This is a genomic window from Streptomyces sp. NBC_01775, from assembly GCF_035917675.1.
Taxonomy (GTDB): domain Bacteria; phylum Actinomycetota; class Actinomycetes; order Streptomycetales; family Streptomycetaceae; genus Streptomyces.
On the sequence record NZ_CP109104.1, the window covers coordinates 299,993 to 316,444 of the forward strand.

A 16,452-nucleotide genomic window follows, 5' to 3' on the forward strand; every position below is an offset into this window, starting at 1 on the left:
GTCAGCTCCCAGCGGGCCGGAAGAGCGAGGCCGCGGTACGCAGGATGATCCGCACGTCCTGCCACAGCGACCAGGAGTCGATGTAGTGGTTGTCGAAGCGCGCCCGGTCCTCGATCGAGGTGTCGCCGCGCAGCCCGTGCACTTGGGCGAGCCCGGTGACACCTCCCGGCATCCGGTGGCGGGCCGCGTAGCGCGGGTAGCTCCGGCTGAACTTCTGGACGAAGTGCGGACGTTCGGGCCGTGGCCCGACCAGGCTCATGTCGCCACGCACCACGTTCCACAGCTGCGGCAGCTCGTCCAGAGAGGTCCGGCGCAGCATCCGCCCGACGGCGCCCATCCGGTCGTCGTTCGCGATGCTCCACAAGGTGGCCGACTCGTGCGCGTCGACGGGCCGCAGGGTGCGGAACTTCAGCAGCACGAACGGCCGCCCGTCCTGTCCGATGCGCTCTTGCCGGAAGAGCACCCCGGGGCCGTCGGTGCAGCGCACCGCCAGCGCGCAGGCCGTCAGCAGCGGGGCGGCGACCAGCAGCGCAGGCACGGCCACCACCAGGTCCAAAGCCCGTTTGCGCACCCGGCCGGGCGGGTGCGGGGAGAGGGGGGCGACGCGGCGGCAGCGGAACCCCCACAGATGTCCGGCGGCCGAGACGCGGGCCGGGCCCGCCAGCGGTCCGGGGCCCAGCGGCAGGGCGTTGGCGGCGGGCAGATCGACCAGCCACACCGTGCAGCCCTGGCCGGTCAGTAGTCGGAACAGCTCGACGGTACGTGCCTCGTCCGCGCGCGGGTCGGTGAAGACGGCGTCACGCACGGAGTTCTGGATGACCGCGCGGATCACGTCCTCACCCGAGACCAGGAGGGGGAGCGAGGGGGCGCCGGAATCCCCCGGCGGTTCGTCCGGGCCGTCGGCCGCCAGGCGGACCATGCCGACCGGGCGCATGCCGTACTCGGGGTGCTCGTGCAGCGCGTCCACGAGGCGCCGGGCGACCGGTCCGCTGCCCACGACCAGCGTCGAGGCGGGCCGACGGCGGGCGGCGGCGCGCCGTACGCCGTGCACCGCGCCGCGCGCGGCACAGGTCAGCGCGGAGTGGGTGGCGGCCAGGCCCAGCAGGGAGCCCCAGCCCAGCGCGTGGGCCGGCCAGGTCGCGGCCAGCACCGTGGCCAGCACACACCAGATCGCGGCGATGTGGCCCAGCAGCACCGGGAGTTCGTCGAGTGCGCCGGTCAGCGCGGTCGGCCGGTAGAGCCCGCCGCGCGCGTTGAGGACCATCAGTGCCACCAGTCCGGGGGCGAGCACGGTCAGCACGTGATGGCCGCCGGCCGCGACGCCCAGCGCCGTGCAGGCGGAGCCGGCCGCGAGGCCGTCGGCGACCAGCAGCACGGCGAAGGTGCGCCGGCCGCGCGGCCGGCGGCCGGCGGCCGGCTCCGGCAGGCCGTCGCCGGTGCGCGGCTGCGGGAAGACCGCCGTGGGTGCCGACTCGCCGCCCGGGACCTGCCGTGCCGGGGAATCGGCGGCGTGCTCGGCCGGGTCCGCGGCCGGGAGTTCCGTGGCCCGGCCGGACTCGGACGCGTCCAGGTGCTCGGTGGTCATCGTCGGGTGCACTCCCTGTGCTCGGGCTGCGGCAGACCGAGGAGGTCGCGGTACACAGCCGCCACCGCTGCCGCTGTTCGCCGCACGTCGTATGTGGTTCGCACGTGTTCCTCGGCCTGCCGGCCCAGGGCGTCGCGCAGTCGGGGGTTGGTCAGCAGGACCGTCAGCGCGGCTGCCAGGGACTCCGCGTCGCCGGGGGGCACCAGGGTGGCCGGGTGCGGGTCGGGCGGCATGCTCTCCCGGGCGCCGCCGATGTCGGTGCTCACGACGGTCCGGCCGCAGGCCATCGCCTCCAGCGGGACCAGCGCCATGCCCTCCCAACGGGACGGCAGTACCACCAGATCGGCGGCCTGGTACCAGGGCACCGGGTCCCCGACCGGGCCGGCGAACAGCACGCCGTCGGGTGCGACCCGACCCAGCGCCCGCCGCTCGGGGCCGTCGCCGACCAGTGCGAGCCGGGCGCCGGGGACCCGGGCCGCCACCTCGCGCCAGGCCCGGAGCAGCAGGTCCTGGCCCTTTTGGACGCACAGCCTGCCCACGCAGACCACCAGCGGGGTGTCGGGCGGCAGCCGGTCGAGCGCGGGCAGCACGGCGCGGGCCCGCGCCCGGACGGCGGCGGCCTCCTGCGTGCCGGTTGAGGGGAAGCGCTCCAGGTCGACGCCGTTGCGGATGACCTCCCAGCGGGCCCGTACTCCGGCCTCCCGGCCGCGGCGCCGCTCGTCCTCGCTGACGCAGACCACGCGGCCGGACCAGCGGGTGGCATAGCGCTCCCAGCACAGCGCCAGTGCGCCGACGGGCCCGTCCGCCGCCTCGAACGACCAGGCGTGCGGCTGGTGGACGGTCGGTACCCGGCCGCGCGCTGCGAGTCGTCCGGCCAGCCCGGCCTTGGCGCTGTGCGTGTGCACGACGTCCGGTCCGAGGCGGCCGATGAGCCGGGCCGCCCGCGCCACTTCGCCGGGCAGCCGCGGGCCGGGATCGCGTCCGGCGGGCCAGGGAACCACCTCGGCTCCCGCAGCGGCGGCGGTCCGGCTCAGTTCACCGCCGGGCGGGCAGGCCACCACCGCCCGGATGCCGTCCGCGCTCTGGGCGCGCGCCAGATCGGTGACGACCCGGGCCACGCCGCCGTCGACGGGCTGGGACAGGTGGAGCACCGTCAGCGGGCTCATGACACGCGGGGCGTACGCCATGCGCGCTGTTCTTCGGTAACGCACGGTCCGTTGCCTCTCGTTTTCCAGTTTCCCCGGACCGTTATCGGCGTGCGTCGGTCTGGAGGAAAAGCGCACCCGCCTGGAAGCTGTCTTTCGTAGTTCCAAGACGGACGGTGGTGCGGCTTCCGCCGGCCCGCAGCGCGGGCTTGATGTCGAATACGTCCGAGTCGTATCCCAGCGTGTTCTTGTAGGCGGGCTCTCGATTTCCGTCGCTGCGTCCCAGCGTGGTGATCGTGGAATTCGCCACGTCATTACGGGGATTGGCACTGTCGGACATGCGGGCGGTCGCGCGGCGGTCTGTTCCCACGCTCAGCGCATCGCCGCCGGCACCCCGGTCGCCGTCGTAGGCGACCAGCCCGACGCGCCCGCTTGCCCCGGCGGGGATGCGCGGGCCTTTCACCGTCACCGAGCGCCTGCGGCCGGGCGCGATGTTCTCGAAGCCGTCCCACAGGGCGAGGTGGCGCAGCGGTTCGCGCTGGTTCTCGTAGGCGACGACCAGGGTCCAACCGCCCCAGGCCCCGGCCGTGGAGCGGCCCCTGGAGATGTTGATCTGGGCGACCGTGTAGCTGCCGGAGCCGCTGTCACGGACGAGCGGTGTGACGTCGGAGGACGCCTGGAAGGCGTCGGTGCGGGCGCTGGTCCGGTGCCCGGTGACGGTGTCGGCGAGCACTTCTTTGTACTGCCCGCCGGGTTCGGCGATCAGGACCCGCCGGTTGTCCTTGTGCGGCTTCTGCTCGCCGGCCCGGAGGTTACCGCCCCAGTACAGTCGCGCGTGGCTCACCCGGGATCCGGCGGGCAGCCGCAGCTCGGCCCGGCTGGAATTGTAGGTGTTCGGGTCCTTGTCGACGTCCGTGTAGAACATCTCGTAGTCGCCGTTGACACCGCGGCCCGCGCGCGCCTGCGTGCACCGCGCGGCGGCCTTCACGACGGCCTTCCGGCACGTGATGGAGGAATTGGCGGCGCGCGCCATTCCGCCGTGCTGCGTCACCTCAAAACGCTCCGCGAACGGAATCCTGGGCACCTTCCGGGAAGCCGGTGCCGCCACGGCGTTGTTCAGCGCCGCAACAAGTGCCATCGGCGTGAGCACGAACAGCGCAGCACCCCCGGCACGACCCATCGGCATTCCCATGCCCCGTCCTCCGACTCTCTTCTCAGCAGGCCAGGGAAACTTTGACAGAAGAATTCAGACAGACAGTGGGACGCGCCGATCACAACGAAAAATTACTATTCGTTGGCAGAATCCGGACGGTGCGGAAGGTTGAATCGCGCCTTCCCGCAGGCCGCAGCCGAGATCGACGAGCGGATCCGTCAGGCTGCCCGGCCGAGCAGCCTGACGGGGGTCCACCCCAGGAAGGCCGCGCGGCCATGTACTGCCCCGCGTGGCTGCGAACGGATCGAGGGGGTGCGCGTGTCCCAGCCCACCGAAGTCCCGGTCATCGCCGCAGCGACCGGGGGCACCCAGGCCGCCGCGACTACTTCGACGGCGGCGTCGAATCCGTCATCCGGCTCGCTCTCGAGTACCCCGTCGAGACCCTCCAGGAATGGCGGAGTTCAGCCACCCTCCAGGTGGCACTCCCCGAACACACCCGGTCCCAGGCCTCCTTCGCCCCCACCCCGGCCGGGGCGGTCAGGCGGATCCCGGTGACCTCGATCGCGACCCCACGGGACTTCTCATACACGGCTTCTCGTACACGGCTTCCCGCATGCGAGGCGTCCGAGCGGGGATCCGATCCGCTCTCCACCCCAGACTCCCTCTTGTGGGGTGTCACACAGAAAGCCGCGGGGCACAGGCCCGTTGAATGCGTTGAATCCGCTGATCGGTCCCGACGCGTTCCCCGCCTTCAACACCTTCAATACACCAGCCACGCCGACGAAGTGAGGCGGACCGGCGCTCCCCGTCGTCGTCCCCCGGCGCCGCACTCGCTCTCCTTGAGCCGGACCCCGTCCTACCTGCGGCCACATCGGTCGGCTTTGGCATCCTTGACCGCATGATCGCCACTGAGGCCGCCCACGCGGTCGTCTTCGACCTCGACGGCACCCTCGTCGACAGCGAGCCGAACTACTACGAGGCGGGCAGGCGGGTGCTCGCCGCGCACGGGGTATCCGGCTTCAGCTGGGAGGAGCACACGCGTTTCATCGGGATCGGCACCCGGGAGACGCTGGAGATCCTGCGGCGGGAACACGGGCTGAGCACGCCGGTGGACGAGCTGCTCGCGGAGAAGAACCGCCATTACCTGGAGCTGGCCCGCGCGGGTACCGAGGTCTTCCCGGAGATGCGGAAGCTGGTCGAGCGGCTGCACGCCGCCGGGCACCCCATGGCGGTGGCCTCCGGCTCCTCCCGCGCCGCCATCGACGCGGTCCTGGGAGCGACGAGCCTGGACGGTCTGCTGCCGCTGCGGGTCTCGGCCGAGGAGGTGGCGCACGGCAAGCCGGAGCCCGACGTCTTCCTGGAGGCGGCGCGCAGGCTCGAGGTCTCCCCCGGCGACTGCGTCGTACTTGAGGACGCCCCTCCGGGCGCGGAAGCCGCCCGCCGGGCGGGGATGCGCTGCGTCGCGGTGCCGTATGTGCGGGGTACGGAGACGGATCCGGCGTTCGCCGTGGCGGGGCTGCTGTTCGCGGGTGGGCAGCGGGAGTTCGACGCGCGGCGCGCGTACGACTGGATCAACGGTGATCCCGCACCATCCGGTGCGGTCCATTGTCCCGCACCCTCCGGTCACTGACCGTCGGCGAGCCTAGCTATGGAGCGTCCGAGGGCCCGAACGTCCAGACGTTGCCCACGTTCCTGCCACCGCGGCGCATCACCGTGCCGAGCAGTGCGGTGAGGGGCTCTTCCACAGCTTGAAGAAGCTCCTCGCCGAAGACGCACAAGGACTCCTCCCAGGGGTGTCCGAACGTGCCCAGGCGGAGGTCGGCGGTCAGGTAGAGGTAGTAGTCGCCGTCGGGGTACGCGGACCCGGGCCACGGGGGCCGGCCGGGGCCGCCCACCCTGCGCGGGTCGAAGCGGTAGCCCCCGTGGCTCCAGTCGAGCCAGTGGAGGGGCTCATCGGGGCGGGCGCAGGCGAGCAGTCCGCTCTCGATGACGCGCTGAAGGTGCTGGACGGCGTCGCGGTCGAGGCCGTCGCCGAGCGCGGCCAGGTGCCAGGTGACCGAGGCGGACGGCTCACGGATACCCGGATACACCTCGACGCTGGGCTTGAAGGCGAACTGGTCGTAGAAGCGGTCCCACAGCGCCTCGTGCTCCGGCTCGTCGAACAGGCGCTTCACAGGCCGCGAGGAGGCGGGAGCCCCAGCGGGCTTCCAGTGATACGACCGGGCTGTGGTGAGTTCCTGGAACCCGCTCCGGATGAGCGCCGCCTTCAAGGGGCCGTCCGCCGCCTCCGCGACAAGAAAGCGGAAGTCCGGAGGGTTCCAGCCCCGGTGGCGGCCGGGCCCGCCACGGGCCCACCGTGCCCATACCGGGATGAACTCGGCGTGCGGGCCGCTCATCCCGCCGATCGCCACGAACTCCGTCCCCTCGACGAACTCCGCCCAGCCCACACCCAGGATCCGCGCATCGGCCTCCAGGGCCAGCTCGCTCACCTCCCGGTGACGGGTGCGCCCGTCCGCCTCCAGCTCGGCCAGCGGAATCCGGTGCGGGGCTGTCCGGGCGGCCAGGTCGTGCACCCGCTGTGAGACGCGGTCATCCGTCCCTCCCAGCGGCCGGACACTGCGGCCGGGGAGCACGGCGGGCCCGGGGATGTCCCGCACCGGCGCCACCAGTACCGAGCGCTCCCAGCCTGGGGTGAAGCCCGCGGCGCGCAGCCGGTCGCCCAGGGGTGCTGTGTCGTGCGCGAAGGTCTTCCACTCGACCGGTTCGCCGCGCAGGGCGAACGCCGCCTGCTGCTCACTGATCAACGCGTCGACACCGGTGCCCGTGAGACCGCCCAGGTCGCGGTGGTCCACGGTGCCGTGGGTGCCGAAGTGGGTCCGCACCAGTGGCCCGTCCTGCTCCACCACGGCACCGGTCGGCCCAAACCGGGGCACCCTCCCCCGCACCTGCGCGTCGAAAGCGGCCAGCACTTCATGGGACGGCGAGCAAGGCATGATCCGGAGGCTAGGCCAGTACCCCCCGCGCGGTCATCACAGTTTCGGCGGAGCGGACGAGCTCGCGGTGAGCTCGTGGTCGCGGTGAGGGGGACGGGCCGCTGGCTGCTGCTGACGGCCGACGGTGTCAGCGGCGGGGCCTGCCGCGCTTGCCGCTGGTGCGGCCCGCGCCGCTGGGGCGCCCGGCGGCGCGCCGTGGCGGGTTCTTTCCGCCGGTCTTTCCGCTCGCCTTGCCGCTGGTCTTTCCAGTCGCCTTGCCGCTTGGCTTTCCGGTCGTTTTTCCGGGCGTGGACTGGCGTCGCGCGCCGCTCTTGTCGGAGCCCTCGCGCTGCGCCGCCTGATCCGGAGCGCGGCCCCGCGTGCTGTTGACGGTGCGCCCGCGGACGATCCCGATGAAATCCTCCACCAGATCGGTGGTCGCCTCCTCCGGCCACGACAGCGCCACCTGGGACTGCGGGGCGTCGGAGACCGGGCGGTAGGTGAGGTCCCTGCGGTGGTGCAGGCGGGCGAGCGACTGCGGTACGACGAGGACCCCCACGCCCGCCGCGACCAGCTCGACGGCGTCCGCCGTGGTCGCGGGGCGCTCCTTCGCGGGCAGCCCGGGGCGGGTCTCCCAGTCCAGGACGTCGTCGAGCGGGTGCAGCACGATCTCGTCGGCCAGATCCTGGGGCGCGACCTCGTCGACCGCCGTCACGACGTGGTCCTTCGGGACGACGACCACCGTCGTCTCGGTGTAGAGGGGAATCGCGCTGAAGACCGTCCGGTCGACCGGCAGCCGCACGAACCCGGCGTCGGCGCCGCCGTCCCGCAGCACGTCGGCCGCTTCGGCGGCGGAGACCGCGAGGAGGTCCAGCGGGACGTCGGGCAGCCGCTCGTTCCAGATCCGCACCCACTTGGCGGGTGTCACTCCCGGGACATAGGCGAGCCGGAACGGGGGAGATACATCCGAGCCTGTCACCTCGCCAGACTACCGGTCGTGGTCACAGGCACCGCGTGGTCACAGACACCGCGCACGCTCGATACCCTTGACATCATGACGTCGCACAAGACCACCCAGACCATGAAGCCCGCGACCGCGGCGAAGAAGCTGGGTGTGTACCTCGAAGCCACCCCCGCCGAGTTCCAGGAGGGTGTCGTCTCGCGCGACGAGCTGAACGCGCTGCAGGCCGACCCGCCCCAGTGGCTCCTGGACCTGCGCCGCGAGGGCCCGCACCCCCGGCCGGTCGTCGCCGCGAAGCTGGGCGTCTCCATCTCGGGCCTCGCCCGCGGCGGAGTCACCGAAGCCCTCACGACGGAACAGGTCGAGGCGCTGAAGCAGGAGCGCCCCGAGTGGCTGGAGAAGGAGCGCGCCACCCAGGCGGAGGTCCGCAAGGAAGCGGCGCGCATCAAGGCGAAGAAGGCCGAGGCGGACGAGCAGCCCGGCAGCTCACGCACCTGAGCCACGCCTCATAGCCCACACCCCCGGCACGCGGCCGGGGGGGGTTCCCTCCCGCTGTTTCTGACCTTCAAAGCGTGGTGTCGGCAGGGCTGACGGCTCAAGTTCCCTGCGGTATCCCGAGTGCATGAGGTATGCCCAGGGCGGTGGTCTGACCGATGAACGGCGGGCCTTCCGGGAGCGGTTGCGGTTGGGGGCGGCAGCGCGGTTCCGGCACGGCGAGGAGAACGCGGTCATCGCTCATGACCTGCGGGTCAGCGTCCGGTCGGATCAGGACGCTGATCGGGCGCCGCTTCCACAGATCGTCCATGGAGGGGAGGACGACGGTTCGGGTGCACGCCGCGGAGAATGCGCGGAATCGGATGGACACGGCTCGGTACGCTGGCCGATGATCTCCGGCATGATCCGGGCCGCCGCTGTGGACGACATCGCGGAGATCCGCGCGATGATCCGTGAACTCGCTGAGTACGAACGGGCTGCCGAGCAGGTCCGAGTGACCGAGGAGCAGCTCCGCGACGCGCTGTTCGGGGAACAGCCCGCTGCTTTCGCACTGATAGCTGAGGACGACGAGACGGGGCAGGCCGTGGGCTATGCCCTGTGGTTCCCCCGCTTCTCGACCTGGACCGGCACGCGTGGCATGCACCTGGAGGACCTCTACGTACGGTCGCACGCCCGAGGTGGAGGACACGGCAAGGCTCTGCTCGCCTTCCTGGCCGCGGTATGCCAACAGAACGGCTACGAGCGGTTCGAGTGGTGGGTCCTGGCCTGGAACGAACCGACGATCGACTTCTACAAGTCGCTCGGCGTGGAGCTGCTGGACGAGTGGACGGTATGCCGGCTGAGCGGTGAACCGCTCAAGGAACTCGCTGCCCAGGCCCCGGCAGTCCTCGACCAGCCCCCGGCCCTGTAGGACGGAGGGGCATGCAACCTCCTGTCGCAGCTGTGATCGAAGCCCACCGGACGCTGGCAAGGCTCGTGGCCGGACTGAGCGACCAGCAGGTCGCCGAGGCATCCGCCCTTCCGGGCTGGTCACGCGGCCACGTACTCGCGCATCTCACCGACAACGCGAGAATGTTCACCCGTCTCACGGAACAAGCCCTGCGTGGTGAACTCGTAGCGGGCTACGACGGCGGTGTCGACGAGCGCAACGCGATCATCGAGACGACGGCTGGCCGCAGCGCAACCGAGCACCGCGCGCAACTCGCCGCGCACACGGCCGGGCTGGAGGCATCCTGGGCACGCGCCACCGACGTGGACTGGAGCCGACCGGTAACGTTCCGCAACGCGGAACTTGCCGCCACCGTCTTCGCACGCTGGCGCGAGGCATGGATCCACATGGTCGATCTGGAACTCGGCGTGCGGCCCGACGGCTGGCCCGAAGACCTGGCCGCACACGCCATCGACTTCCTCCTCGGCCGACTTCCGGCAGGTACTCGCGTTCATACCGAGGATGTGGGCCGCCAGTGGTCCGTCGGCGACGGGCCGTCGGGCATGGCGGTTACCGGAGGCGTGCGCGACCTGGCAGCCTGGCTGGCCGGACGTACGCCCGTGGTCTCACCGGTGGCGGCGGAGGAGCTGCCTGCTCTCGGGCCCTGGCCGCCCCACCCACCACAGCGCCTGGACCGCCTGTGACCTCGTCACCCGGGCAGGGTGAGGGCGCGCCAATCTCGACCCGGAGGGCGGAAAGAACTGCCTGCATCGCGCCGTGACCGCGTGCCCGTGGCCGGCCGACAGCCGGATTCCGTTCTCGACAGAAGGGAGCGCTATGCGTGCCGACATTGTTTGGTGGGACCTGTCCGTCTCCGGACAGACCATCGAGTCCATGCGTGAGTACCTGCGTGAGGAATCCGTCGCCGCGTTCTCCGAGGTGCCCGGGCTTCGCTTCAAGATGTGGCTCTCCGATCCGGACACCAACCGGTGGGGAGCCGTTCTGTTGTGGGAGTCGGAAGAGGCGTCCCAGCAGGCGCTGCCCAGCCGGGCGCTCGAACTCATCGGCCACCCACCGCAGGTCGCGCACGGGTTCGACGTGGAGACCACGACCGAGGGTCGGTACGAAACGCAACGACTCGCCCTGCAAGGGCTGGCCTTCGTCGAAACAACGCAAAGTAACAACGGCTGACACAGCGAGCGGCTGACACGGCGAGCTGAGTTGTCGGTGGGTGATGAGGCAGCAGGCGAGCTCGAGGAACGCTCCGTGGATGCCGGCTCGCCGTTCCCAGCGGATACGCAGGCGGTGGAAGCCGTGCAGCCACGCGAAGCTTCTCTCCACGACCCAGCGGTAGGTGCCCGGCCCGGTGCCGTGCGGGGTACCGCGGCGCGCGATAGCGGGCACGATGCCGCGGGCCCGGACCTGGTCGCGGTAGATGTCATGGTCGTAGCCGCGATCGGCGAACAGCGAGTCGGGCTTGCGGCGGGGACGGCATTCAAAGCGTGGTGTCGTCATGGTGGCTGGGCATCGAAGGCCGGTGCCGGTGGGGCAGCGGTTGATGACGTCGGGGCGGTACTGGAGTTGGCGTAAGCCGTGTCGGACCGCGGTGACCCAGGTCGTCGGGGTCGGCAGAGGCGCGGTTGGCCGTGGTGGTGCGTCGCAGGGCGGACGGTTCGGGTGGTCGGCGGCGTCATCGAGAAGCCGGCTTCGTCCTCGAAGACGAGCCAGGCGTCGAGCGACGCCACGGTCCTTCCACCTGGGGCCAGGTCTCCTTCACCCAGCCGGCCACCGCGTTCTCGTCCCGCTCGATCGCACGCCGGGCGGGGATCTGGCAGGTCCAGCCGTGCCGCTTGCGCAGGGCGGCCACGCCTTGGACGGCGTAGCTCTTGTGGAAGCAGCGCCCGATCAGCGTCCTGATCCGCGACAACTGCCCGTCGAACTCCTTGAGCAGATTCAGCTCAGGCATCGGCGAATACATGTCACCCATGCCGCCACCTCGGAAAAGAGCGAACGGCCGAGGTGACCCCACGGTGTCGGGCACGCGCCGTGGCAGCCGCAGAAGCCGGCTGCCGAGAGCGGAGTCCGGAGCCCGTCACGCAACCTCCACCCTTACGGGTGGTGTGAGGTTCCCCAGCGGGTGACGACGCCTCGCAAGCCTGTTACGCGTCGGATGTACCTGATGTCCTTGCCCGTGGCGGTAAGTCGCTCATGCGGGAGTTAGGCCCGAGGAGCGAGTACCGCCGACAAGAATCGACGGTGCTCCAGCCCGTACCCCGTGCGGACTGGGTGACTGAGAGGACAGCAGGATGAAGAGCGAAATGACGCGCCGCGCACGGGCGTTCACGGTGCTGGCCGCCCTGGCGACCGCCCTGGTGGGCGTCACGCCGATGTCGGCGATCGCCGGCGACGGACCGGACCACGGGCACAAGCGAGGCTATGTCTGCGACAAGCTCGAACGCACCCACCACAACGGCGCCGTCGGAAGCGGCCACTGTCGCGAGCACAAAGCGCCCCGGCACGGCAAGATCCGCGGCACGTTCACCATCGAAAGCCGTTGGCACCACCACCACAAGGTCATCTGTGTAGCCAAGGGCTGGCGTGACTCCGGCTACGCCAACACGCCCAAGTGGGTCAAGGGAACCCACTGCCACCGCGGCTGAGCCAGCTCGCATAGACCTGCCCGGCCGGAAGCAGGGGCGCCCCACGCCTCCGGCCGGGCACTCGTATTTCCGGCCGGGCACTCACGCTTCGGGCCGGACACTCGTGTTTCCGGCCGGACACCTCGCATCCCGGACGCCCCTCAGCGGGTGCGGCGCCACGCTAGGAGCTGCCGCTTTCCGCGTGGGCCAGCCCGCTCCAGTAGCCGATGGGCTGGCCGGCCGGCGCGTCGTCGGTGGCGGCCGGGTCGGCCGGTGCCTGGTCGGTCGTACTGCCGGTCTGCGGTTTCATGAGGGCGACGCTACGTCGGTTTCATGAGGGCGACGCTACGTCCAGCCGCTACCGCACTCGGGAGCGCCTCCGCGCCCCGCCCGCGATCCCGCCCCGCGATCGGCCCGGCTTCTCAGAACCGCCGTACCGCCCTGGCCGCGGCGTTGCCGACCAGCAGATAGACGGCGGCGGCGATCCCGTAGTTCAGCATCACCTGCCACCAGTCGGGATCGACGGTGAACATGTCGCGGGACCAGCCCGCGAGCCACCCTGCCAAACCGTGGACGAAACCGACGAAGTCGTTCGCTCGATTCGCGTCGAGGAGGAAGAGAAGAATCCACAGGCCGATGATGAGCGCTGCCACGTCAGCGATGACGGCGATCACCGTCGCCGGGCTGGATCCGCGTCGAGTTGACATGCGGGGCGAGTCTCCAGGCAGGGGATCCGTAAACACCTGGACCCGCGAGCCCGGGGAATCGCCTCGCCCGCAGCAGGGCGAACGGTCAGGCCCGCGGCAGGTCGCGCGTCGCCGCGTACACGTCCGCACGTCCCAGCGCCGTACCACTGGGGAGAACATGACAGTCAGTAACCGAAACGGGCTGGCTTGAGATAACGTGACAGACCTCGGGTCCCACCTGACCAGGGTTCAACTGACCCCGTGGGACCGGAGTTCGAGGAGACAGCGGTACATCGGCGGCGGCCGGCCGTCGCCTCATTCCGGGGAGGACAGGTGCACGACGACGTGCCTCATCAGATCAACACCGAGCAGGCGAAGTCGGCGCGCGTCTATGACCACGTGCTCGGCGGCAAGGACTACTACGCGGCCGACGAGCGGGCCGCCGCCGCGATGCTGAAGGCATGGCCTCCGCTGGCCACCAGCATGCCGATCAACCGCGACACCATGCGCCGTATGGCGCGGTGGCTCTCGGACCAGGGCGTCTCGCAGTTCCTCGACATAGGCACCGGGATCCCCAACAGCCCCAACCTGCACGAGGTCGTCCAGCAGAACGCGCCGCACTCGCGCGTCGTCTACGTGGACAACGACCCCTCCGTGCTCCTCCGGGCCCGCGCCCTGCTCACAAGCACCCCGCAGGGCCGCACCGAGTACATCGACGCGGACATGCACGACCCCTACCTCGCCCTCAACTCCCCCGTCCTTCGGGACACCTTCGACCTGACGCAGCCCGTCGCCGTCATGATCATCGCCATGCTTCAGTACGTCGAGGACGCGAGCGGGCTCGTCAGGAAGCTGACGGCCGCGCTGGCGCCGGGCAGCTACGTGGCGCTCACCACGACCACGGCCGACACGGCGCCCGAGCAGGTGACGGAGATGGCGCGCGTCTTCGCCGAGCACGGCACCCGCATGCACCTGCGCACCCGTGCCGAGGTGGAGGCCCTGCTGACGGACGCGGGGCTGGAGATCCTGGATCCCGGCGTCGTGCTGATGCACCGGTGGCGCCCGGAAGACGACAGCGCGGACATACCGGACGAGCATGTGAACATGTACGCCGCGGTCGCCCGGCTGCCCGAAGCCTGACCAGCTTCGCGGCCCGCCCGCCAGGCCCACCCGCCTGGCCTCGCGCCCTGCCCGCCGGACCCCTGTTCCGGCACCTCTCCAGGGTTGATAACGGTGCGAGGTCGAAAGCCGGGGGCGTGGTTCCAGGTCAGGTAAGGCTGAGCTAAGTTAGGTTCGCCTCGCCCGAGGCTGTGCCTCGCTGTCCTGAACCGCTGGAGCCCGTATGCGTCCCCTCCGTCTCTCCGTTGTCACCGCTGTCGCCGCCGCAACAGCTCTGACCGCCGTCACGGCGTGTGCCGAGAAGGAGAAGACCGGAGGGGACGACGCGATCAAGGTGACGGCCACCGACTCCTCCTGCGAGGTCTCGAAGAAGAAGTTCCCGGCGGGGCACGTCCAGCTCGCGGTGGAGAACAAGGGCTCGAAGGTCACCGAGGTCTATGTGCTCTACCCGGACGACCGCATCGTCACCGAGCGCGAGAACATCGGTGCGGGCACCAAGGCGAGCATCTCGGCGGAGATCAAGGCCGGGAACTACGAGATCGCCTGCAAGCCCGGGATGAAGGGCAGCGGCATTCGGCAGAAGGTCACGGTGGCCGGGGGCGGTAAGGCGGCCAAGCGCGACCCGAAGCTGGACGCCGCGGTGGCCCACTACCGCCAGTACACCCTGAAGCAGGCCGAGCAGACGCTGCCGAAGGCCGAGGTCTTCGCGGACGCGGTGAAGTCGGGCGACATCGAGGCGGCGAAGAAGGCGTACGCCCCCTCGCGCATCGGCTGGGAGCGAACCGAGCCCGTGGCCGAGTCCTTCGGGGACATCGACCCCAAGGTCGACCTGCGCGAGGACGGCCTGGAGGACGGCCAGGACCCGGAGAAGGACTGGACCGGGTGGCACCGCCTGGAGAAGTCCCTCTGGAAGGACAAGAAGCTCACCGGCCGCGACAAGGAGCTGGCCAAGCAGCTGATCAAGGACCTCACCGCCTGGCAGAAGAAGGTGGGAACGGCCGAGATCACCCCGACGTCCATGGCCAACGGCGCCAAGGAACTGCTCGACGAGGTCGCCACCGGCAAGGTCACGGGCGAGGAGGAGCGCTACAGCCACACCGACCTGGTCGACTTCAAGGCGAACGTCGAGGGCGCCGAGAAGTCGTACGCGCTGCTCAAGCCGGTCGTGTCCAAGAACGACGCCGCGCTCACCAAGGAGCTCGACACGCAGTTCGGCGCGCTGAACACGCTGCTCGACAAGTACCGCGAGGACAAGACCGGCTACGACTTCACGCCCTACGACAAGGTCGGCAAGAAGGAGCGCAAGGAGCTGTCCGACGCGGTGAACGCGCTCGCGGAGCCGCTGTCGAAGCTGGCCGCCGCCGTCGCCAAGTAGCGGACGTGGGCGATACGAGGGACAGCGGCGGCGGTATGAGCGAGGGAGCGTCTTCCATGGCGGATGAGGTGAGTGGCGAGACCGCCAAGGCCGGCGAAGAGGCATCCGGCCGGACACCGTCCCGCCGCTCGGTGCTCGGCTGGGGCGGCACGGGCCTGGCTCTCGGCGCCGTCGCGGCCGGAGGTACGGTCTCCGCGCTGAGCAGCGGGGACACGAGCGAGCCGGCCGGTTCGGCGGGCGAGGCGGTGCCGTTCCACGGCACCCACCAGGCCGGGATCGCCACCGCGGTGCCCGACCGGCTGCACTTCGCGGCGTTCGACGTGACCACCGAGGACCGCGCGGCGCTGATCCGGCTGCTCCAGGACTGGAGCGCCGCGGCGGCCCTGATGGCCAAGGGGCACGCGGTCGGCGAGGGCGCCTTCGGGCCCGTACCGGAGTCCCCGCCGGACGACACCGGCGAGGCCGTCGGGCTCAAGCCGGCCCGGCTCACCCTGACCATCGGCTTCGGCCCGTCGCTGTTCGCCAAGGAGCGGTTCGGGCTGGAGGGCCGCAGGCCCGAGGCGCTCGTGGAACTGCCGAAGTTCCCCGGCGACAACCTCGACAAGGCGCGCAGCGACGGCGACCTGTGTGTGCAGGCATGCTCCGACGACCCGCAGGTGGCCGTGCACGCCATCCGCAACCTGGCCCGAATCGGCTTCGGCAAGGTCTCGATCCGCTGGTCGCAGCTCGGCTTCGGCAAGACCTCCTCCACCACGCCCGACGCGCAGACCCCGCGCAACCTGTTCGGCTTCAAGGACGGCACGCGCAATGTCGCGGGCACCGACGCCGCGGCGCTCGACAAGCACGTCTGGGTCCGCTCCCAGGACGGCCCCGGCTGGCTGACGGGCGGCTCCTACCTGGTGGCCCGCCGCATCCGCATGCACATCGAGACCTGGGACCGCACCTCTCTCAAGGAACAGGAGGATGTGTTCGGACGGGACAAGCGCGAGGGCGCGGCCGTCGGCAAGTCCGAGGAGCACGACAAGCCGCTCCTGAAGGCGATGCTTCCCACCGCGCACGTACGCCTCGCCCACCCCGACGCCAACGACGGGGCCCGGATGCTGCGCCGGGGCTACTCCTTCACCGACGGCACGGACGGGCTCGGGCGGCTGGACGCCGGGCTGTTCTTCCTGGCCTACCAGCGGGACGTGCGCAAGGCGTTCATCCCCGTACAGCGGAATCTGGCGCGCTCCGACGCGCTCAACGAGTACATCCAGCACGTGGGTTCGGCGGTCTTCGCCATTCCGCCGGGCGTCCGCGACAGGGACGACTGGTGGGGACGGGAGCTCTTCTCGTGAAGCGCACACCCGTGGCGCACACAGACGCGGCGCACCCACACGTGACGTACACCGTGG

Annotated in this window: 15 protein-coding genes and 3 pseudogenes; 9 read left to right on the top strand and 9 right to left on the bottom strand. The window is 70.8% G+C overall.

All coding sequences use genetic code 11. The features are described from left to right. Position 1: 1 nt before the first annotated feature. The 3 genes from OHB04_RS01465 to OHB04_RS01475 all read right to left on the bottom strand — a co-directional run bounded on the left by OHB04_RS01465 (position 2) and on the right by OHB04_RS01475 (position 3,922). Positions 2 to 1,585: a sugar transferase gene (locus tag OHB04_RS01465; RefSeq protein ID WP_326685925.1), complete on the bottom strand. Its 1,584-nt coding sequence runs from the start codon at positions 1,583 to 1,585 to the stop codon at positions 2 to 4. After that, a complete protein-coding gene (locus tag OHB04_RS01470; RefSeq protein ID WP_326685926.1) occupies positions 1,582 to 2,772 on the bottom strand; it encodes a glycosyltransferase in 1,191 nt (396 codons plus the stop codon). Before OHB04_RS01470 ends, OHB04_RS01465 begins: the two co-directional genes overlap by 4 nt. 61 nt (positions 2,773 to 2,833) lie before the next feature. Further along, positions 2,834 to 3,922, bottom strand: coding sequence for a DUF3344 domain-containing protein (locus OHB04_RS01475; protein WP_326806561.1), 1,089 nt, complete (start codon positions 3,920 to 3,922; stop codon positions 2,834 to 2,836). Positions 3,923 to 4,781: 859 nt separating this feature from the next. Between OHB04_RS01475 and OHB04_RS01480 the strand changes: the two genes are divergently transcribed. Continuing rightward, a complete protein-coding gene (locus tag OHB04_RS01480) occupies positions 4,782 to 5,513 on the top strand; it encodes an HAD family hydrolase (RefSeq protein ID WP_326806562.1) in 732 nt (243 codons plus the stop codon). A 16-nt stretch (positions 5,514 to 5,529) separates the two neighbouring features. Here OHB04_RS01480 and OHB04_RS01485 read toward each other — a convergent pair whose 3' ends face one another. Together OHB04_RS01485 and OHB04_RS01490 are read right to left on the bottom strand one after the other, a co-directional pair. Beyond that, positions 5,530 to 6,876 carry a DUF2716 domain-containing protein gene (locus OHB04_RS01485; protein WP_326806563.1) on the bottom strand — a complete coding sequence of 449 codons (1,347 nt, stop codon included), beginning with the start codon at positions 6,874 to 6,876 and terminating at the stop codon, positions 5,530 to 5,532. 127 nt (positions 6,877 to 7,003) lie between these two features. Then, positions 7,004 to 7,834, bottom strand: a complete 831-nt coding sequence (locus OHB04_RS01490) for a LysR substrate-binding domain-containing protein (RefSeq protein WP_326685930.1) — start codon at positions 7,832 to 7,834, stop codon at positions 7,004 to 7,006. A gap of 75 nt (positions 7,835 to 7,909) precedes the next feature. On the opposite strand from OHB04_RS01490, the gene OHB04_RS01495 reads away from it, so the two are divergent. From OHB04_RS01495 to OHB04_RS01510, 4 genes are all read left to right on the top strand, one after another. Continuing rightward, positions 7,910 to 8,314 carry a DUF5997 family protein gene (locus OHB04_RS01495; protein ID WP_326685931.1) on the top strand — a complete coding sequence of 135 codons (405 nt, stop codon included), beginning with the start codon at positions 7,910 to 7,912 and terminating at the stop codon, positions 8,312 to 8,314. 397 nt (positions 8,315 to 8,711) lie between these two features. Then, positions 8,712 to 9,221, top strand: a complete 510-nt coding sequence (locus OHB04_RS01500; RefSeq protein WP_326809384.1) for a GNAT family N-acetyltransferase — start codon at positions 8,712 to 8,714, stop codon at positions 9,219 to 9,221. A gap of 11 nt (positions 9,222 to 9,232) precedes the next feature. Next, a complete protein-coding gene (locus tag OHB04_RS01505) occupies positions 9,233 to 9,943 on the top strand; it encodes a maleylpyruvate isomerase family mycothiol-dependent enzyme (protein WP_326806564.1) in 711 nt (236 codons plus the stop codon). A gap of 133 nt (positions 9,944 to 10,076) precedes the next feature. Next, the gene (locus tag OHB04_RS01510; RefSeq protein WP_326806565.1) at positions 10,077 to 10,430 is read left to right on the top strand and encodes a hypothetical protein; all 354 of its coding nucleotides are present in this window, start codon (positions 10,077 to 10,079) and stop codon (positions 10,428 to 10,430) included. Positions 10,431 to 10,451: 21 nt separating this feature from the next. Here OHB04_RS01510 and OHB04_RS01515 read toward each other — a convergent pair. Both OHB04_RS01515 and OHB04_RS01520 read right to left on the bottom strand, forming a co-directional pair. Further along, positions 10,452 to 10,730: pseudogene (locus OHB04_RS01515) on the bottom strand (transposase); the annotation flags it as partial. Between the two features lie 179 nt (positions 10,731 to 10,909). Then, positions 10,910 to 11,166, bottom strand: a pseudogene (locus OHB04_RS01520) (helix-turn-helix domain-containing protein); the annotation flags it as partial. A 379-nt stretch (positions 11,167 to 11,545) separates the two neighbouring features. Between OHB04_RS01520 and OHB04_RS01525 the strand changes: the two are divergent. Then, the gene (locus OHB04_RS01525; protein WP_326685934.1) at positions 11,546 to 11,899 is read left to right on the top strand and encodes a hypothetical protein; all 354 of its coding nucleotides are present in this window, start codon (positions 11,546 to 11,548) and stop codon (positions 11,897 to 11,899) included. A 181-nt stretch (positions 11,900 to 12,080) separates the two neighbouring features. On the opposite strand, the pseudogene OHB04_RS01530 reads toward OHB04_RS01525, so the two are convergent. Together OHB04_RS01530 and OHB04_RS01535 are read right to left on the bottom strand one after the other, a co-directional pair. Beyond that, positions 12,081 to 12,188 (bottom strand): annotated as a pseudogene (locus OHB04_RS01530) (MarR family transcriptional regulator); the annotation flags it as partial. A gap of 112 nt (positions 12,189 to 12,300) precedes the next feature. Further along, positions 12,301 to 12,585, bottom strand: coding sequence for a hypothetical protein (locus OHB04_RS01535; RefSeq protein WP_326685935.1), 285 nt, complete (start codon positions 12,583 to 12,585; stop codon positions 12,301 to 12,303). Positions 12,586 to 12,897: 312 nt separating this feature from the next. On the opposite strand from OHB04_RS01535, the gene OHB04_RS01540 reads away from it, so the two are divergent. From OHB04_RS01540 to efeB, 3 genes are all read left to right on the top strand, one after another. Continuing rightward, positions 12,898 to 13,704, top strand: coding sequence for an SAM-dependent methyltransferase (locus tag OHB04_RS01540; RefSeq protein WP_326685936.1), 807 nt, complete (start codon positions 12,898 to 12,900; stop codon positions 13,702 to 13,704). A gap of 202 nt (positions 13,705 to 13,906) precedes the next feature. Further along, positions 13,907 to 15,058: an iron uptake system protein EfeO gene (gene efeO / locus OHB04_RS01545; protein ID WP_326806566.1), complete on the top strand. Its 1,152-nt coding sequence runs from the start codon at positions 13,907 to 13,909 to the stop codon at positions 15,056 to 15,058. Positions 15,059 to 15,114: 56 nt separating this feature from the next. Then, positions 15,115 to 16,395 (top strand): iron uptake transporter deferrochelatase/peroxidase subunit, encoded by a 1,281-nt coding sequence (gene efeB / locus OHB04_RS01550; protein WP_326685938.1) that lies wholly within the window; start codon positions 15,115 to 15,117, stop codon positions 16,393 to 16,395. Positions 16,396 to 16,452: the final 57 nt, after the last annotated feature.